Raw genomic sequence first — 18,050 nt, 5'->3', positions numbered from 1 at the left:
TTCCGTGTCGATACCTACTACGGCGTACAGTCGCACGCGTTTTGCGTGTCACGTGCAGCCCGGAACCTTCCGCGCGGGCCACCCGTTGACCCGTCCGTGCCCGGATTCGGGCGTTCGAAGTCTCGTCAGGGAGGATGTCGCGCATGTCACGTGGTGTCTGGGTTCGCTTCATCCTCGTGCTCGGCCTGCTGGCCGGGTGTGCGGCGCTGGCCGTCAACGTCAAGCCCAACCTGGGCCTCGACCTCCGCGGCGGTGCGCAGTTCGTCTTCGAGGCCGAGGGCACCGAGCAGACCCCCGCCACCGCGGAGAACGTCGACAAGACCCTCGAGGTGCTCCGTGGTCGCGTGGACGCCCTCGGTGTCGCCGAGTCCACCCTCGTCCGCCAGGGCGAGAACCGGATCCTCGTCGAGCTGCCCGGCGTCACGAACGACGAGGAGGCGCAGGAGGCCGAGGAGCGCATCGGCACCACCGCCAAGCTGACCATCCACGAGGTCATCGCCACCGCCCAGCCCGACGCGGAGCCCAGCAAGAACAAGAACCTCGTCCTCCCCTCCGACCAGGGCGACACCCTCGAGATCGGCCCCACGGTCATCCAGGGCGAGGAGATCAGCGGCGCCAGCGCCGTCCAGCGCGAGCAGAGCGTCGAGTGGGTCGTCGCCATCGACTTCAACGGCCCCGGCGGCAGCACGTGGGCCGACATCACCGGCGAGGCCGCGTGCAACCCGTCCGGTGACCCCAAGCGACGCATCGCGATCGTCCTGGACAACGAGATCATCTCCTCGCCAGAGGTCAACACCGACGTCGGTTGCGACGTCGGCATCCGCGGCGGCTCGACCGACATCACCGGCAACTTCACCTCCCAGGAGGCCAAGGACCTCGCCGCCCTGATCGAGGGCGGCGCGCTGCCGCTCGAGCTCCGTGCGATCTCCGACCGTCTCGTCGGCCCGTCGCTCGGCGCCGCGGCCATCGACGCGTCGATCGAGGCCGGCATCATCGGCCTGATCCTCACCGGCCTCTTCATCGTCATCGTCTACCGCCTCGTCGGCCTGATGGCGACCGTCGCGCTGGCCTCGTACGCCCTGCTCGCCTACGCCATGCTGGTGGGGCTGGGCTCGACGCTCACCCTGCCCGGCCTCGCCGGCTTCGTGCTGGCCATCGGCATGGCGATCGACGCCAACGTGCTCGTCTTCGAACGAGCACGGGAGGAGTACCAGGCCTATCCCTCGGCGGGCCTGCGCCGCGCCCTCATGGTGGGCTTCAACAAGGCCTGGACCGCGATCATCGACTCCAACGTCACGACGCTGCTCGCGGCCGGACTGCTGTTCTTCCTCGGCTCCGGTCCGATCAAGGGCTTCGGCGTCACGCTGTCCATCGGTGTCATCGCGTCGATGATCTCCGCGCTGATCATCGCCCGCGTGCTGTGCGACCTCGCGGTCTCCAACAAGGGCGTCGCGCGCCGGCCCGCCGTCAGCGGCCTCAGCGACATCGGCAAGGTGCGGACCTGGCTGGACCGCAAGGACCCCGACATCATGAAGAACCGCGGCCGCTGGCTGGCCGTGTCGGGCGCGGCGACGGTCTTCGCCATCGCCGGCATCGCAATCCAGGGGCTCAACCTCGGCGTGGAGTTCACCGGCGGTCGCCAGCTCGACTACTCGGTGACCAACCAGGACATGGACGTCGAGCAGGCGCGGGCCGCCGTGTCCGACGCCGGCTTCTCCGAGGCCGTCGTCCAGACCGCCGACGACCCCGCCGACTTCACCGTCCGCACCGGCGAGATCTCCAACGAGGAGGAGCAGCGGATCGAGGACGAGCTGGCCGTGGTCGGCGGTGAGGTCGAGAAGATCGACGACCAGCAGATCGGCGCCTCCCTCGGCGAGGAGCTGCGCAACAACGCCCTGATCGCGTTCGGCGTGGCGTTCCTCGCCCAGCTGCTCTACCTCGCCTTCCGGTTCAAGTGGACCTTCGGCGTCTCGGCGGTCATCGCGATGGCCCACGACGTGCTGATCGTCGTCGGCGTCTTCGCCTGGCTGGAGAAGCCGATCGACGGCATCTTCCTGGCCGCCGCGATGACGATCATCGGTCTGTCCGTCAACGACACCGTCGTCGTCTTCGACCGCGTCCGCGAACGGTGGTTCGGCTCGAGGCCCGAGGACGACTTCCGCTCGCTGGCCAACAAGGCCGCGGTCGAGACCGTGCCGCGCACGGTCAACACCGGTCTCGGCACGATGTTCATCCTCGCCGCGCTCGCCATCCTCGGTGGCGACTCGCTGCGTGACTTCTCGATCGCGCTGCTCATCGGACTCATCGTCGGCACCTACTCGTCGATCTTCACCGCCACCCCGCTGGTCACCTACTTCCACGAGAAGTGGCCGATGAGCCGGGTGAAGAAGGAGAAGGTCGAGCGGGCGCCCGAGGACTCCGGCGCTGTCGTCTGACGCGTCCCTGCGGATTTTCTGGCTCGCGCTCGACGGGGACTCCCCGCCTGAGCGGGGAGTCCGTCACTGGGAGGGGTGTACAACCCCCTCCAGGTGTCGGACTTCCCCACCAGGTCGTTGCCCCGGGCGCGCTGGGGGCGCGCGGATAGGATCGCCGCATGTTGTGGATCCTGCTGATCGTCGTCCTGGGCGTGGTCGCCTACCGCTACCGGGTCAAGATCCTCGCCCGGGTGCTCGGCCAGCCCGAGCGCCGCATCGAGCGCCAGATCGGCCGCAAGAAGAAGTACTGAGGTCGGCTGTGGACGGCGTACGACGGAGCGTCGGCGCCGCCACGTAGGGTGCTCTGGTGCCTGAGACCGCCACCGCCTCTCCCTCCGTCGGCACGCCCGTCAGCGAGGTGCTGGGCACGGCGGTCGCCGCCCTCGGCGGGCAGCCGCGCGACGGCCAGGTCCAGATGGCGACCGAGGTCGCCGAGGCGATGGAGGAGGGCCGCCACCTGCTCGTGCAGGCCGGCACGGGCACCGGCAAGTCGCTGGGCTACCTCGTCCCCGCGATGCTCCACGACAAGCGCGTCGTGGTCGCCACCGCCACCCTCGCGCTGCAGCACCAGCTCGTCGAGCGCGACCTGCCGAGGCTGGTCGAGGCGGTCAAGGGCGTACCCGGCCTCGACACCTCCTACGCCGTGCTCAAGGGCCGCTCCAACTACGCCTGCCTGCACCGCATCCGCGCCGGTGTCCCCGACGACCAGGGCACGCTGGTCGACGTACCCCTCGGTGCGATGGCCGAGAAGGTGCTCGAGCTCCGGGCGTGGGCCGAGGAGGAGACGGAGCAGGGCGGTAGCGGTGAGCGCGACAACGCCCCGCGCCACACCGACCGCGAGTGGCGCCAGGTCTCGGTCAACCACCGCGAGTGCCTCGGCGCGAGCAAGTGCCCCTTCGGGCAGGAGTGCTTCGCCGAGCTGGCGAAGGAGAAGGCGCACCGCAGCCACCTGATCGTCACCAACCACTCCCTCCTCGCGATCGACGCGATCGAGGACGTCCCGATGATCCCCGACTACGAAACCGTGGTCATCGACGAGGCCCACGAGCTGACCGCGCGCGTCACGCAGGCGGCGACCGACGAGCTGGGAGTCTCCGACATCGAGCGGGCGGCGCGCCGCGCCATGCGCTGGGCTGACGGCGACGGCGACCCGGCCGGCGACCTCGAGGACGCCGCGCAGCAGCTCGCCGAGGCGTTCGAGGCGACGTCGCCCGGTCGCATCGACCAGGTGTCCACCCAGCTCTCCGACGCCTTGATTCTCGTACGCGACGCGGCGCGGGCGTGCCTGTCGGCGTTCCCCCGCGAGTCCGGCGGCGAGGCGGAGGGCGACGCCGGCCGCACGCAGGCCAAGGGCATGGTGCAGGAGGTCTTCGTCAACGCCGAGCGGATGGCCGCCGGCTCCGACCGCGACGTGCTGTGGCTGGGGGAGGCGCGTGACCGGTTCCCGGCGCGGCTCCACGTCGCGCCGCTGCAGGTGTGGGGGCCGATGCGCGACAAGCTGCTCACCGACAAGACCGTCGTCTTCACCAGCGCGACGCTGATGCTGGGTGGGGAGTTCGGCGCCGTCGCCACCTCGCTCGGCCTCAAGCCCACCGAGCGCGTCGGCTCGCAGGTCGCCCCGACCGACCCCGACACCGCGCTGCCGTGGAAGGGCATCGACGTCGGCTCGCCCTTCGACTACGGCCAGCAGTCGATCCTCTACGTCGCCCGCCACCTGCCCCAGCCCGGCCGCGACGGTCTCGGCCCTGCCCAGCTCGACGAGATCTGCGACCTCGTCGACGCCCTCGACGGGCGCACCCTTGGCCTCTTCTCGTCGCGCCGCGCCGCGGAGACCGCGGCCGAGGCCGTCCGCACCCGCCTGCCGCACCTGACCACCCTGGCTCAGGGCGACGCGCAGCTCCCGGAGCTCGCCAAGCAGTTCGTTGAGGACCCCCACACCTGCCTGTTCGGCACGCTCTCGTTGTGGCAGGGACTCGACGTGCCGGGCGACACGTGCCAGCTGGTGATCATCGACCGGATCCCGTTCCCGCGGCCCGACGACCCGTTGATGTCGGCGCGCGCCAAGGCAGCCGACGCCGCGGGCGGCAACGGGTTCATGGAGGTGTCCGCGACCCACGCGGCGCTGCTGATGGCGCAGGGTGCCGGGCGGCTGATCCGTACGACCTCGGACCGCGGCATCGTCGCCGTCCTCGACCCGCGCCTCGAGACCGCCCGCTACGGCCGCTTCCTCAAGGCGTCGCTCCCGCCGATGTGGTCGACCACCGATCCCGCGCTCGTGCGCCAGGCGCTCACGCGGCTCGGCCAGTCCTGAGCCCGGCGCTCACGCAGCCGGGCGACACTATGAAGGCAGTTCGGCCGGGGAGGCGCCTTGGCCACGCTCGGGGCGGTGCTGGCGAACGCGAACTGCCTTCCTGGTGTCCGTCATCCCCACGGCGGCGCGCCGCAGCGTCATCCGGACCCGAGTCCATGGGCGCGGGTCCGGATGACGCTCAGGCGGGTGGCTCGTAGCCGAGGACCTGGTAGTCGCGGGCGTACATCCGCGCCACGAGCTCGCGCAGCTCGGCGGAGTGCTGTCGGTCCCGGCCGCCGGGTGAGGTCTGGTTCTTCGGCGCGGTCGGCACCGCCGGGGCGCCGATGCGCTCGCACACCTCGGCGAAGTCGCGGTCGAACCTCTCGAGCCGCCCCACGAAGTCGACCCGGTTGAGATCGATCATCCGGCTCTGCAGCGTCAGGTGCTGGTCGGTGCCCGGCACGGCAGACAGGTCCTGGGCGGCGGTCCAGCGGGCGAACTCCTCGACCGTCTGCATCCGCTCGTGGGTCGCCGCGTCGAAGTCGTAGTAGTTGTGGTCGACGACCTTGTCGTGCCACGCCGAGACGAAGCGGTCGAGCGGGTCGCGCACGAAGGCGAAGGTGAAGTAGTCGGCGAAGCTGGCGAGCGGGTAGCGCACCCGCATCGCGTGGTCGACGTCCATGCTCACGCCGTGGGTCTCGCAGTGGTGGCGGATGGTGCGCGTCGCGACCTTGGCGACCCGGTACCAGACGAACCGGTGGCTGTGGCTGATCGTGAGGTTGTACGCCAGCGGGCTGAGCCAGGCGGACGCCTCGCCCGCCGCGGCCAGCCGGTCGACCTCGACCTGCGCGTCCACCGTGTAGCGGCGCCGGTTGCCCGGGCGGGTGCGGAAGACCGTGGGGTCGGGGGCCTCGGATGACATCGGCGCGAGGCTACACGGATCCACCGTTGGTCGAGGAGGTCGCGCAGCGACCGTCACGAGACCAGGTCGGTCCGGGTCTCGTGACAGGCGCCGGGGCGCCTTCCTCGACCAGCGGGGGAGCTCAGTCGAAGGGGATGCGGCCTCGCAGCGACTCCGGGTCGGCGACCGGCTCCTTGCCGGTCTCCGCGATGAGGGCGCGGGCCTGGTCGACGCTGTCCCAGACGTTCCAGAGCACCACGCCGCGGACCTGCCCGGACTGGAGGTAGTAGACGACGCCGGTGCCGACCTCGCCGTCCTTCCAGTCCTCCACCAGGTCGAGGTCGCTGCGGGTCTCGCCGACGGCCTCGTAGCCGTGGTCGAGGATGTCGGACCAGAAGAAGGGGGTGTAGTCGTAGGCGTCGTAGGCGTCGTCGGAGCCGGCCATCACCTTGCCGGCGTGCTCCCCGGACTTCTCCGCGTGGTCGACGTGCTCGACGCGGCGGCGGCCGAGGAGGGCGTCGGGGTAGGACGCGACGTCGCCCGCGGCGTACACGTCGGGGTCGCTGGTGCGCAGGTGCTCGTCCACGACGACGCCGTTGTCGACCTCGAGCCCCGCGGCCTCGGCGAGGCCGGTGCGCGGCAGCACGCCGATGCCGATGACCGCGGCGTCGGCGGTGATGGAGGTGCCGTCCGCGAGGCGGATCCGGACGCCGCCGTCGTCCTCCTGCCCGCCCTCGACCGAGCCGTGCACGACGGTGACGCCGCGGTCGGCGAAGTCCTTGGTCAGGGTGGCGGCGAGCGCGCGCGGGAACATCTGCTCCTGCACGTCCTCGAGGTCGAGCACGAGCGTGACCTGCACGCCGTTCTGCACGAGGGAGGAGGTGATCTCCGAGCCGATGTAGCCGCCACCGATGACGGCGACGTGGCTGCCCTCGGTCGCGACCGCGCGCAGCCGCTGGTAGTCGGCGGCGGTGCGGTAGTAGATGACCCGCGGGCCCGGGTCGACGGCAAGCACGCGCGGCTCGGCGCCCGTGGCCAGCAGCAGCTTGCCGTAGCCGACACTGCTGCCGTCGGCGAGGCGTACGACGTGGGCGCCGGGGTCGATCTCCGTGACCGTCGTGTCGGTGACCAGGTCGACGCCCTCGTCGTCGTCGAGGTCGCCGGCGAGCGAGGACCCCTCGAGGGTCTCGTCATCCTTGAGCCAGAGGTCCTTGGACAGCACCGGCCGGTAGACGGGCTTGTCGGGCTCGGAGCCGATCACCGCGACCCGACCGCTCCCGTCCTGTGAACGGATGCCCTTCACGGCGCTCGCCGCAGCGACCCCCGCACCGACGATGACGTAGTCATAGGACTGCTCGACGTTGCTCATGCACGCCATCGTGGCCCGCGGGTGGGCGCCTTTCAACGGCGTCCCACCCCTGCGGTCGTCAGAGGCTGCGCAGCACCGCCGTCACGACGCCGAGGATCGTGGCGTTGTCGCCCGGGATCGGGTCGTAGGCGTCGTTGTGGGGGAGCAGCCACACGTGGCCGTCCTTGCGCTGGAAGGTCTTCACCGTGGCCTCGCCCTCGATCATCGCCGCGACGATCTGGCCGTTGGTGGCGGTCTGCTCCTGGCGGATGACGACGTAGTCGCCGTTGCAGATCGCCGCGTCGACCATCGAGTCGCCGGAGACCTCGAGGAGGAAGAGCGTGCCGTCGCCGACGAGCTGCTTGGGCAGCGGGAAGACGTCGGTGACCTGCTCCTCGGCGAGGATCGGGCCACCGGCGGCGATCCGGCCGACGACCGGGATGTTGACCGCGGTGGGGTGGACGTCGCCGATGCCGGTCTCGTCGACGCTCGACTCCTCGCCGCTGGACATCGAGCGGCGTGCGGCCATCACCTCGGGCAGGAAGACCTCGAGGGCGCGGGGGCGGTTGGGGTCGCGCTTGAGGAAGCCCTTGCCCTCCAGCACGCGCAGCTGGTGGGCGACGCTGGACGACGAGGTGAGGCCGACGGCCTGGCCGATCTCACGCATCGACGGCGGGTAGCCCTTGGTCTCGATGGAGTCCTTGATCGTGGCGAGCACCCGCTGCTGGCGCGGGGTCAGGCCGGTCGCGTCCGGGGGGCCGTCGGGCATCTCGATGACGTTCTTGTCGTCCTGCTTGGCCATGCGTCCTCCACTACGTCGACCCCTCCGTCCGCGGCTGGACAGGGAGGATCTGGTGAGCCCACCGTAGTCCTCATCGGCGGGTGGGATCAAACACCTGTTCGAAGCCGCGTGTCGCTACTGTCAGCAGATGCAGACCTCGTGCGTCGTCACCGGTGGGGCCCGTGGGATCGGGCGCGGGATCGCGGAGCTGATGGTCGCGCGCGGCCACCACGTCGTCATCGGCGACGTCGACGGCTGGGCGGCGGCCGCGACGGCGGCCGAGGTCGGCGCGGTCGCCGGCCTCGCCCAGGACGTACGAGATCCCGACTCGCACCGCCTCGTCGCGGAGGAGGCGGTACGGCACGGCCGGCTGGTCGCGTGGTTCAACAACGCCGGCGTCGGCGACGACGGCACCCTCGCCGCACTGACCGAGGAGCAGGTACGCCGGCTGGTGGAGGTCAACCTGCTCGGTACGACGTGGGGCACCCGCGCCGCGTTGGCGGCGTTCGGTCCGGCCGGGGGAGACGTCGTCAACGTCGCGTCCCTCTCCGGGCTCGGGCCCGTGCCGGGCTACAGCATGTACGCCGCCACGAAGGCCGCGGTCGTCTCGCTGTCCGCGTCGGTCAACGCCGAGTCCCCGCGCGGCGTGCGGGTCCACGCGCTGTGCCCGGACGGCGTCGACACCGCGATGCTCGCCGCGCAGGACCCCGACGGCCTCGGCTCCCAGCTCACCTGGTCCGGCGGCTCGATCCTGGGCGTGTCCGAGGTCGCCGCCGCGGCCGTCGACCTCGTCGGCTCGCGCCGGGTCGTGCGGACGGTGCCCGCCTGGCGCGGGGGAGTCGTGCGTGGTGCGGCCCTCGCCCCCGGGTCGCTCGGGCCCCTTGCCCGGTTGTTCGCTGCCCAGGGACGACGGGCCATGAAGCGGCGCTGACCGGTCCGGTCAGGGCAGCCGCACCTGGCCGTGCTTCATCTTCCACAGGAAGTACTTCTCGAAGCCCAGCTTCATCGCGTGCGCCTGCGGTCCGGGGATCAGCACGCCGTGCTTGCGCGGCGGCAGCATCTTGTCGGCGAGGATGATGACGCCGTTGTTGCCGGCGTCCATCACGCACACGGCGGCGATGTCACCGAACTTCTTGTGCGCGTCGGGGGTCTCGCCCTTGATCTGCGAGGCGATGTTCTTCGCGGCGACGTGGGCCTGCTGCTCGGTCGGGAAGCCGGTCTTGGGGATGCCTACCGGCGTCGGGGTCTGCCACGGGACGTCGACCGCGGCGGCCACCCCGACGGCGTACACGTCGTCGTAGGCCTCGCTCTGGTAGGTGTCGCGCACCTTCACGAAGCCGTTGTCGTCGGCGATCTTGGGGGTGCGGGTGATGACCTCCTGGCCGGAGAACGGCGGGATGATCATGGCGTAGCCGAAGTCGACGGTGCGCCCGTCGGCCAGCACGAGGCGGCCGTCGTCGACGTGGTCCATCGCGGTGTCGAGGACGGTGTCGATGTTCTCCTTCTTGAGGAACATCCCGAGCAGCTTCTCGCCGTGGGGGAGGCCGCCGATGCCGAAGTGGCCGAGGAACGGCTCGGCGCTGACGTAGGTGAGCTTGACCCGGTCCTTGAGGCCGGCCTTCTTCAGCTGGTAGCTGGTGTTGAAGAGGAACTCGTACGCCGCTCCGAAGCAGCCGGCGCCCTGGGTCGCGCCGATCACGACGTCGCCGGGCTTCTCGCGGAACTGCGCCCAGCCCTCGCCCGCGCGGATCGCGTCGTCCATCGTGGTGATGGTGTGGGCGTTGCCGCCCTCGCCGAGGCCGGGGATGACCTCGAAGCGGTTGCGGTAGCCGGTGGCGATGACGAGGTAGTCGTAGTCCTGCGGGCCGGCGGTGGTCTCGACGCGGCGCGCCTCGGGGTCGATCGCGGTGGCCTCGGCGTGGACGAACTCGACCTCGTGCTCCTCGAAGGTCGGGCCGACCTTGAAGGTGATGTCGGCGCGCGTGCGCTTGCCGAAGGGCACCCAGATCAGCGAGGGGGTGAACAGGAACTCGTCGGAGGACGACACGACCGTCACGTCGACGTCCCCGTGCAGCTCGTGCTTCACCGTGATGGCGGCGGTGAGACCGCCGAAGTTGCCCCCGAGGACCAGGACCTTCTTGCGCGACATGGCTCGCTCCGTTTCTGCGTCGGTGTGCTTCCACGGTCGTCCGGCCGGGGCGATCGGGGTAGGTCCGTTGGTCCCGTCCGTGGGGGCCGTCCGGTCGTCGAACATTTGTTCGTCCGGGTGCTTGTGTTGTTCGAACACGTGCTCTACCGTCGTACACATGTTCGATCGAACGCCTGATCGAGACCCGGTGGCCCAGGCCGCTGTCGGTGGGTCCGACTAGACATTCGTTCGACAGACCACCCGGCTGAATCTTCCCCAGGAGGCCACCATGAGCACCCTCAGCCTTTCCCCCGCTTTCTCCCCCGTCCCGGCCCGCGCCCGCTCGACGGTGCGCCTGACCCGCCGCGGCCGGCTCGTGGTCTTCATGACCTCCCTGTTCCTGGTGCTCGGTGTGGCCCTGATGTTCGCCGGCGGCGCCGTCGGCACCGGCGAGGCCGGTCAGCCGGCCCCGACCGAGGTCGTCCAGGTGGCGCCCGGCGACACCCTCTGGGGGATCGCCAGCGAGATCGCCACCGACGGCGACGTCCGCTCCATGATGAACGAGATCGAGCGGCTCAACGCCCTCGAGTCCGCCGGCCTCTCCGCCGGCCAGAAGCTCCGCGTCCCGGTCGTCTCCGACTGACGCGCGAGGCCTCCATCAGCCGCTTCGACCCCGGCTGGTGGAACCAAGGGGAAGACCGAGGGGCGGGCCACTGGCCCGCCCCTCGGCGCATTTCGTCGGCCCGGCCGTCCTGTCGGCCCGCTGATCGCGGCCCGGCGCCCGAGGGTTGCGGCAGATCGCATCTCGGAGGGTCGGTCTGATGCCGTGTGCCGCCACCCTTCGGCCGTACGGCGCCGGGGTGGCGGCAGATCGCAGTTGGGGAGGCTGGGTCGTTGTCGTGTGCCGCCACCGCCCGGTGGTTCTCCACAGGTTTTGCTCTCGGGGTGGTTCCACGATCGCCTGAATGGGTAGTTTCACGGTGCTGACGTTGTTCTCGGGAAGGCACCTCATGCACGTACGCCGCACACTCGCGCTGGCTTTCGCGGTCCCCGCCCTCCTCGCCGGGTGCTCCGACGACCCCGAGCCCACGCCCAAGATCCCCGAGCCGACGAGCTCGTCGCCTACTCCGACGCCTACGGAGTCCGAGACGCCCGAGGCGGAGAGTCCCGAGGACTTTGTACGGCGTTGGCAGGCAGCGGCGCTGAAGGCGCAGAACGTAGGCGACACGAGCGAGTACCGAGCATTCGGTCCGAAGTGCAAGCCCTGCCTGGAATTCGCTGACCAGGTTGATCAGATCTATGCCGATGGCGGTCAGGTCCGCTTGGCGAGTCTGCGAGTCGTCAGCGTCAAGTCGGCCGGGGGAGCGGACCAGTTCCGACTCACACGCGTGCTTGGCCGCACTCGGGTGCTGAATGCCGAGGGTGAAGAGCAACAGTCCTTCGAGGGCGGTCGCGAGGTCCTCTCGGTCTTTTTGGAGCCGGTCGGCGAGGAATGGCGGATCAAGAACTTCCTTCGGACAACGGCATGAGGGGAGCGCTGACCGTCTGCTTGCTGGTGATGGCAGCGCTTGTTCCGTCTCCAGCGGCCGCCGCCGATGGTCCATGTGCGGTTGCTGGCGGTCTGGATTCTGTGAGCGCTGAATGCCAGTGGGCCTATGTCGACTACACGGCTAGTGCCGGTTCCGGCGACGGTCACACCTGGGTCGTCTCCATCCAGTGCGACAACGGCGGGATCTGCACCGAATACGTCGAATGTGAGGAAGGTGGCCAGGAGGGCTACATCCACGACGTCTACCTGGACGGTACCGACGTCGGCGACGTGTGCGTGCCGGACAACGCCGTACAGGAGGTCGACCTGGCCAAGCTGATCCTCCGCGAGTTCAAGCGCATCGCCTGGCCGTCGTCCGAGCTCGTCGTCCAGCCGCGGGGCGGGCGCACGCTGGTGAACTTCGAGACCAACTTCTTCACCCCCGACCACCGGTCGATCGACCAGTCCGTCACCGTTGCCGGACAGTCGGTGGTGATCCGCGCGGTGCCCGTCTCCTACACCTACTACTTCGGCGACGACACCAGCACGACGAGCGCCAGTCCCGGGAGCCCGCACCCCGACCTCGAGATCACCCACCAGTACGAGCGGACCGGCGACGTCGTCGTACGCGTGGACACGACCTATGCCGGCGAGTACCGCATCGGGCAGGGGGAGTGGACCGCCATCGGGGAGACGCTGACGGTGGAGGGTGCGGACCAGGAGCTCGAGGTGGTCGAGGCCCTCCCGCAGCTCGTCCTCGAGTAGTGCGGTGGCTGTGGTCCACCGGGTGGACCACAGCCACCGCACAGAGGCGCGAGTCCGTGATCGTGGAGCTTCCGAGCCACCAGGTGACTCGAAACTTCCACGACTCAGCGGGCGGCGCGCTTCCCGCCAACAGGCCGTGGGGGAGCGTCGGCCGACGGCGGCGGGTCGGTGATTCCCAGCGCCCGCATCAGCCGGGCGACCAGCAGCAGCCCGACGAACAGGCAGGCGATCGCACCGAGGCAGGCCAGCGCCATGAAGGACCAGGCCGACCCGCCGGAGCCCTCGCGGGCCGCCGTACCGAAGTCGATGGCGGCGTAGACGAGGTAGCCCCAGGCGACCACACAGAGCGTGATCGCAGCGCCGAGGGCGAGGGCGGACTTGTTCAGCGTGCGGGGTGGCCGAGCGCCTCTGCGCGACCCTGCTCGCTTACCCCCCGTGGACACGGAGTCATTGTGGCCGATGCGCCCTCACGGCGTGAGCGCAACTCCCCCGGAGGGAGCCCCGACGCGCCGATGCGAGCCGGTCGCGGACCTCAAAACCGCAGGTCAGGACGGTGTCGAGAAATTGGTGGGCCGACTTCCCGCGTTCACTTGCCAGCGTGGTGGCCGGGGCGTACGGTTACCACTACATCTAGTAGTTACACCGCTGTAGTTATCCACATCTGGTGCACAGGCCAGAGGGCGAACCCCACAGCTACAGGCTAGTTGTCCACAGGAACATCCCCAGTCCGCACCCTGTTCTACAGGTGTGTGAAGCGCGCCCGAGAGGAGGACCCCATGCACTGTCCCTACTGCAAGAACGAGGACACCAAGGTCCTCGACTCCCGGGTGGCCGACGACGGCGGTTCGATCCGCCGTCGCCGTACGTGCGCCGCCTGCGACCGCCGCTTCACGACGGTCGAGAAGATGCAGCTCACCGTGCTCAAGCGCTCCGGCGCGACCGAGCCGTTCAACCGCGACAAGGCGATCGCCGGCGTCCGGAAGGCCTGCAAGGGCCGCCCGGTCACCGACGCCCAGCTCGCCTGCCTCGGCCAGGAGGTCGAGGACGCACTGCGCCTGAGCGGGCAGGCCGAGTTCGCCGCCAACGAGGTCGGGCTCGCGATCCTGGCCCCGCTGCGCGCGCTCGACGAGGTGGCCTACCTCCGCTTCGCGAGCGTCTACCGCGCGTTCGAGTCGGCCGACGACTTCGACGCCGAGATCAAGATGCTGCGGCTCGAGCGAGCCGCGGACGATCAGCCCGTCCAGACGGGCTGACCCACATTCGGCCCGGCAGACCGTGGGGAAGCGGTCTGCCGGGCTCACCAAGCACCCGCGAGAAGACTCGCGATGTTGAAACCACCACCACACAGGAGATGGCATGACCGAGACGGTGAGCACCCGCGCCAAGGCGAGGGGCAAGGGCCTCAAGCTGGAGCGCGTCTTCAGCACCGAGGGCACCCACCCCTACGACGCCATCACGTGGGAGCGTCGCGACGTCGTCCAGCAGAACTGGAAGACCGGCGAGACCGTCTTCGAGCAGCGCGGCGTGGAGTTCCCCGACTTCTGGTCGGTCAACGCCTCCACCATCGTCACCACCAAGTACTTCCGCGGCGCGGTCGGCACCGACGTACGCGAGTGGAGCCTCAAGCAGCTCATCGACCGGGTCGTGAAGACCTACACGAAGGCCGGCATCGACAACGGCTACTTCGCCGGTGACGCCGACGCCGAGATCTTCGAGCACGAGCTGACCTGGCTGCTGGTCAACCAGTACTTCTCCTTCAACTCGCCCGTCTGGTTCAACGTCGGCACCCCGTCGCCGCAGCAGGTCAGCGCCTGCTTCATCCTCTCGGTCGACGACTCGATGGACTCGATCCTCAACTGGTACAAGGAGGAGGGCTTCATCTTCAAGGGCGGCTCCGGCGCCGGCCTCAACCTCTCTCGCATCCGCTCGTCGAAGGAGCTCCTCTCCTCCGGCGGTACGGCGTCCGGTCCCGTCTCCTTCATGCGCGGCGCCGACGCTTCCGCGGGCACCATCAAGTCGGGCGGCGCGACACGACGTGCGGCCAAGATGGTCGTCCTCGACGTCGACCACCCCGACATCGAGGAGTTCGTGATGACGAAGGCGCGTGAGGAGGACAAGATCCGCGCCCTCCGCGACGCCGGCTTCGACATGGACCTCGGCGGCGCCGACATCACGTCGGTCCAGTACCAGAACGCCAACAACTCGGTCCGCGTCAGCGACGAGTTCATGCGTGCGGTCGAGGACGGCACCGAGTTCGGCCTGCGCTCGCGCGGCACCGGCGAGGTCATCGAGACCGTCGACGCCCGCGACCTGTTCCGCAAGATCAGCACCGCCGCGTGGGAGTGCGCCGACCCGGGCCTGCAGTACGACGACACGATCAACGACTGGCACACCAACCCCGAGACCGGCCGCATCACCGCGTCCAACCCGTGCTCGGAGTACATGTCGCTCGACAACTCCTCGTGCAACCTGGCGTCGCTCAACCTGCTGAAGTTCCTCAAGGACGACGACACCTTCGACGCCGCGCTCTTCGCCAAGGCCGTCGAGTTCATCATCACCGCGATGGACATCTCGATCTGCTTCGCCGACTTCCCGACCGAGGCGATCGGCCAGACCACCGTCGACTACCGTCAGCTCGGCATCGGCTACGCCAACCTCGGCGCGCTGCTGATGGCCATGGGCCTGGGCTACGACTCCGAGGGTGGCCGCTCGATGGCTGCCGCGATCACGTCGCTCATGACCGGTACGTCGTACAAGCGCAGCGCCGAGCTCGCCGGGATCGTCGGCCCCTACGCCGGCTACGCCCGCAACGCCGACGCCCACAAGCGCGTGATGCGCAAGCACCAGGCGGCCAACGACGTCGTCCGCGTGCTGCACACCGAGGACGGCCGCGTGCACAAGCTGGCCACCAAGGCGTGGGCCGACGTGATCAAGACCGGCGAGAAGAACGGCTTCCGCAACGCGCAGGCCTCGGTCCTCGCGCCCACCGGCACCATCGGCTTCATGATGGACTGCGACACCACCGGCATCGAGCCCGACTTCTCGCTCGTGAAGTTCAAGAAGCTCGTCGGTGGCGGCTCGATGCAGATCGTCAACCAGACGATCCCGCGGGCCCTGAAGAAGATGGGCTACCAGCCCGAGCAGATCGAGGCGATCGTCGCCTACATCTCCGAGCACGGCCATGTGGTCGACGCCCCGGGCCTCAAGACCGAGCACTACGAGATCTTCGACACCGCGATGGGCGCCCGCTCGCTCAAGCCGATGGGCCACGTGCGGATGATGGCGGCCGCGCAGCCGTTCCTCTCCGGTGCGATCTCCAAGACGGTCAACCTGCCCGAGGACGCCACGGTCGAGGAGATCGAGGACGTCTACCTGCAGTCCTGGAAGCTCGGCCTGAAGGCGACCGCCGTCTACAGGGACAACTGCAAGGTCGGCCAGCCTCTCGCCGACGGTGGTGGCAAGGCCAAGAAGGACGCCGCCGACAAGGCCGCCGCCTCGGCCGAGGTCGAGACCAAGGTCGTGGAGAAGGTCGTCTACGCCCCGGTCCGCAAGCGCCTGCCGAAGTCGCGCGTCTCCCGTACGACGTCGTTCACCGTCGGCGGTGCCGAGGGCTACATGACCTCCGGCGCCCACGACGACGGCCAGCTCGGCGAGGTCTTCCTCAAGCTCGGCAAGCAGGGCTCGACCCTCGCCGGCGTGATGGACGCCTTCTCGATCGCGGTGTCGATCGGCCTGCAGTACGGCGTCCCGCTGGAGACCTACGTCTCGAAGTTCACCAACCTGCGCTTCGAGCCCGCCGGCCTCACCGACGACCCCGACGTGCGGATGTCGCAGTCGATCATGGACTACATCTTCCGCCGCCTCGCCCTGGACTACCTGACCTTCGAGGACCGCTCGATGCTCGGCATCTACTCCGCCGAGGAGCGCCAGCGCCACCTCGAGACCGGCTCCTACGAGCCGCTCGTGGAGGAGACGGGCAGCGCGTCCGAGCTGCTTGAGCCGCTGGTTGAGCAGGGCGAGGAACGAGCCCGTGTCGAAACCAAGGCCGAGGTGATCGACCTCGAGACCAAAGACACCCACGGCTCCGAGGCCCGCGAGGTCCCGGCCCACGTGACCACGGGCGAGGCCAAGACCACCGCCGAGCTCTTCGAGAAGCTCACCGGCACCGCCGTCGACTCCCCGCTCTGCATGACGTGTGGGACGAAGATGCGACCGGCTGGCTCGTGCTACGTCTGCGAGGGCTGTGGGAGCACCAGCGGCTGCAGCTGATCTAAGACCGAGAGGGGGATTCGTTCCGCACGGACCAATCCCCCTCTCGGCTGTTCGATGCTCGATAACGCCCGGGAGACGACATGCTCACAACCGACAGTAGGGAGGTAAGAGCCGTCGTCGACTCGGGTGCTGAGTGGATGATCTCCCGGGACATTCCTGACCCGGTTGGTTGGGCTGATCTAAGATTCGGTGCAACTCAGCTCGCGCTCCTCGTAGCTCCGCGCCTCACGGGTGAGCGGCCCGCGACGCGCGTCCATACGCTGCCCTTTCCCAAGGGGCCAGGCGCCGAAAATCGCCCGTGGATAATGGCGAGCCCGATCGACGAAGTGGCCTACAGGCTTCTGGGTGGTCGGTTGATCGAATACGCGGAGGCCGCGCTTGGCCCCGAGGTTTTGTCGTATCGCGCCAGCGCAATCGGGCCGGGCTGGAAGACTAAGGACTTCAGGTACGGAGGACGGATTCGACGCTCATCGGTCGTCGCGTTGATGGAGTCTCGGTTTACGGGTGTAGGAGCCCTCGATATCCGAAACTACTACCCCTCACTTACCAATCGAGTGATTGCTCAGCCTCTTGCGGCGGTCGGTGCGCCAGTAGCGGTGGTGACCTCGGTTTTGCGGATGCTTGCCACGTGGCAGACGACCTGGGAGGCAGCGGGCATTCCTATTGGGCCAGAAACTTCTGGTCTGTTGGGGAACGTCGGTCTCGTCAGTGTTGATGAGGTAGTTCGCCCGCGTGTCGGTTCGTTCTTTCGGATTACCGACGACTACACCGTGATGTGTTCCTCGCGCGACTTCACTGACCTCACAGATCGAGTCGCAGAAGCTGCCGGCGAGTTGCAGCTCGAGCTGAACGAGAAGAAGATTCAGTTCTACGACGACCTGGCAGACCTTCCCCTCAACCTTTTCGATCCTGAGATCGATTCGCTACTTCCACTCCTCGCCCGGGATCGTGCACGAGGTTTGGGCAGGACGCGTGACCTCCTGCAGTCTGCGCTCGACTCGGACATACCCGCGCCTTCGAGGGTGAAGTTCTGCTTGGGGGTGTTGGCCGGCGCTCGCGACGAACTTCCGCTGCGACTTGTAGCCGAACGGCCCGAGCTGATGCGGATCTCGCCCAAGGGTTTCGGTCGCTACTTACGAGCGATGATTGAGCGGCGGGCTGTCGATGAGGAATGGCTGGTACACCTCGCACTCTCGAAACCTACGGCGATGATGGCGGCTGTTCAGTATCACCTGCTGCTTGCGTGCAGGAGCCTGCGTCTTTCGAAGGGCCTGGCCGTCGATCTTCAGGACTTCGCGCTGCGTCCAGGGAATTGGACGCCACTACGTTGCGCCGCCGCAGAAGCGTGGGCAGCCAGCGAAAGGGCGCGGGACACGCTCGCAGTCCAGGCCGTGCTCGACGTGGGAGATGTCGTTCATCGGCGAGCTATCACGTTGGGGCTCCGTCACATAAATGAATCGAAACACAGGGGAAAGCTGTTGGATCGTGCGGAAGCCAGCACCCCTGAGCTCGGCCCAAGCGTCTCGTGGATTCGAGCAGGGGCGCCGAGGGCTGCCTGACGCA

At 68.8% G+C, this 18,050-nt stretch carries 15 protein-coding genes; 10 read left to right on the top strand and 5 right to left on the bottom strand.

Going from position 1 to position 18,050, the window contains the following annotated elements; all coding sequences use genetic code 11:
- The first annotated feature begins 143 nt into the window (after nt 1-143).
- The 3 genes from secD to ACNKF0_RS18565 all read left to right on the top strand — a co-directional run bounded on the left by secD (nt 144) and on the right by ACNKF0_RS18565 (nt 4,785).
- A complete protein-coding gene (secD, locus tag ACNKF0_RS18575) occupies nt 144-2,435 on the top strand; it encodes a protein translocase subunit SecD (protein ID WP_416954314.1) in 2,292 nt (763 codons plus the stop codon).
- 158 nt (nt 2,436-2,593) lie between these two features.
- Nucleotides 2,594-2,725, top strand: coding sequence for a hypothetical protein (locus ACNKF0_RS18570; protein WP_416954313.1), 132 nt, complete (start codon nt 2,594-2,596; stop codon nt 2,723-2,725).
- 53 nt (nt 2,726-2,778) lie between these two features.
- Complete coding sequence (locus tag ACNKF0_RS18565; protein WP_416958579.1) at nt 2,779-4,785, top strand: ATP-dependent DNA helicase; 2,007 nt, start codon at nt 2,779-2,781, stop codon at nt 4,783-4,785.
- Between the two features lie 178 nt (nt 4,786-4,963).
- On the opposite strand, the gene ACNKF0_RS18560 is transcribed toward ACNKF0_RS18565, so the two are convergent.
- The 3 genes from ACNKF0_RS18560 to lexA form a co-directional block, all read right to left on the bottom strand.
- Complete coding sequence (locus ACNKF0_RS18560) at nt 4,964-5,686, bottom strand: sulfotransferase family 2 domain-containing protein (protein ID WP_416954312.1); 723 nt, start codon at nt 5,684-5,686, stop codon at nt 4,964-4,966.
- Nucleotides 5,687-5,807: 121 nt separating this feature from the next.
- Nucleotides 5,808-7,034 (bottom strand): NAD(P)/FAD-dependent oxidoreductase, encoded by a 1,227-nt coding sequence (locus tag ACNKF0_RS18555; protein ID WP_416954311.1) that lies wholly within the window; start codon nt 7,032-7,034, stop codon nt 5,808-5,810.
- A gap of 58 nt (nt 7,035-7,092) precedes the next feature.
- Nucleotides 7,093-7,815, bottom strand: coding sequence for a transcriptional repressor LexA (lexA, locus tag ACNKF0_RS18550; protein ID WP_416954310.1), 723 nt, complete (start codon nt 7,813-7,815; stop codon nt 7,093-7,095).
- Between the two features lie 127 nt (nt 7,816-7,942).
- Between lexA and ACNKF0_RS18545 the strand changes: the two genes are divergently transcribed.
- Nucleotides 7,943-8,725: an SDR family NAD(P)-dependent oxidoreductase gene (locus ACNKF0_RS18545; RefSeq protein WP_416954309.1), complete on the top strand. Its 783-nt coding sequence runs from the start codon at nt 7,943-7,945 to the stop codon at nt 8,723-8,725.
- A gap of 9 nt (nt 8,726-8,734) precedes the next feature.
- On the opposite strand, the gene ACNKF0_RS18540 is transcribed toward ACNKF0_RS18545, so the two are convergent.
- Nucleotides 8,735-9,943, bottom strand: coding sequence for an NAD(P)/FAD-dependent oxidoreductase (locus tag ACNKF0_RS18540; RefSeq protein WP_416954308.1), 1,209 nt, complete (start codon nt 9,941-9,943; stop codon nt 8,735-8,737).
- Between the two features lie 268 nt (nt 9,944-10,211).
- Between ACNKF0_RS18540 and ACNKF0_RS18535 the strand changes: the two genes are divergently transcribed.
- The 3 genes from ACNKF0_RS18535 (at nt 10,212) to ACNKF0_RS18525 (ending at nt 12,215) form a co-directional block, all read left to right on the top strand.
- Nucleotides 10,212-10,565, top strand: a complete 354-nt coding sequence (locus ACNKF0_RS18535) for a LysM peptidoglycan-binding domain-containing protein (protein ID WP_416954307.1) — start codon at nt 10,212-10,214, stop codon at nt 10,563-10,565.
- Between the two features lie 322 nt (nt 10,566-10,887).
- Nucleotides 10,888-11,451, top strand: coding sequence for a hypothetical protein (locus ACNKF0_RS18530; RefSeq protein ID WP_416954306.1), 564 nt, complete (start codon nt 10,888-10,890; stop codon nt 11,449-11,451).
- A 101-nt stretch (nt 11,452-11,552) separates the two neighbouring features.
- The gene (locus ACNKF0_RS18525) at nt 11,553-12,215 is read left to right on the top strand and encodes a hypothetical protein (protein ID WP_416954305.1); all 663 of its coding nucleotides are present in this window, start codon (nt 11,553-11,555) and stop codon (nt 12,213-12,215) included.
- A gap of 104 nt (nt 12,216-12,319) precedes the next feature.
- Here ACNKF0_RS18525 and ACNKF0_RS18520 read toward each other — a convergent pair whose 3' ends face one another.
- Complete coding sequence (locus ACNKF0_RS18520) at nt 12,320-12,658, bottom strand: hypothetical protein (protein ID WP_416954304.1); 339 nt, start codon at nt 12,656-12,658, stop codon at nt 12,320-12,322.
- Between the two features lie 333 nt (nt 12,659-12,991).
- On the opposite strand from ACNKF0_RS18520, the gene nrdR reads away from it, so the two are divergent.
- The 3 genes from nrdR (at nt 12,992) to ACNKF0_RS18505 (ending at nt 18,046) form a co-directional block, all read left to right on the top strand.
- Nucleotides 12,992-13,468, top strand: coding sequence for a transcriptional regulator NrdR (nrdR, locus tag ACNKF0_RS18515; RefSeq protein WP_299926170.1), 477 nt, complete (start codon nt 12,992-12,994; stop codon nt 13,466-13,468).
- Nucleotides 13,469-13,571: 103 nt separating this feature from the next.
- Entirely contained in the window at nt 13,572-16,484 is a 2,913-nt protein-coding gene (locus ACNKF0_RS18510) for a vitamin B12-dependent ribonucleotide reductase (protein ID WP_416954303.1), read from the top strand.
- Nucleotides 16,485-16,567: 83 nt separating this feature from the next.
- Nucleotides 16,568-18,046: an RNA-directed DNA polymerase gene (locus ACNKF0_RS18505; protein ID WP_416954302.1), complete on the top strand. Its 1,479-nt coding sequence runs from the start codon at nt 16,568-16,570 to the stop codon at nt 18,044-18,046.
- Nucleotides 18,047-18,050: the final 4 nt, after the last annotated feature.

The organism is Nocardioides sp. T5 (assembly GCF_048161455.1).
Taxonomy (GTDB): domain Bacteria; phylum Actinomycetota; class Actinomycetes; order Propionibacteriales; family Nocardioidaceae; genus Nocardioides.
The sequence above is the reverse complement of the archived record's forward strand: the minus strand, read 5'-3'. Positions and strand labels throughout refer to the sequence as shown.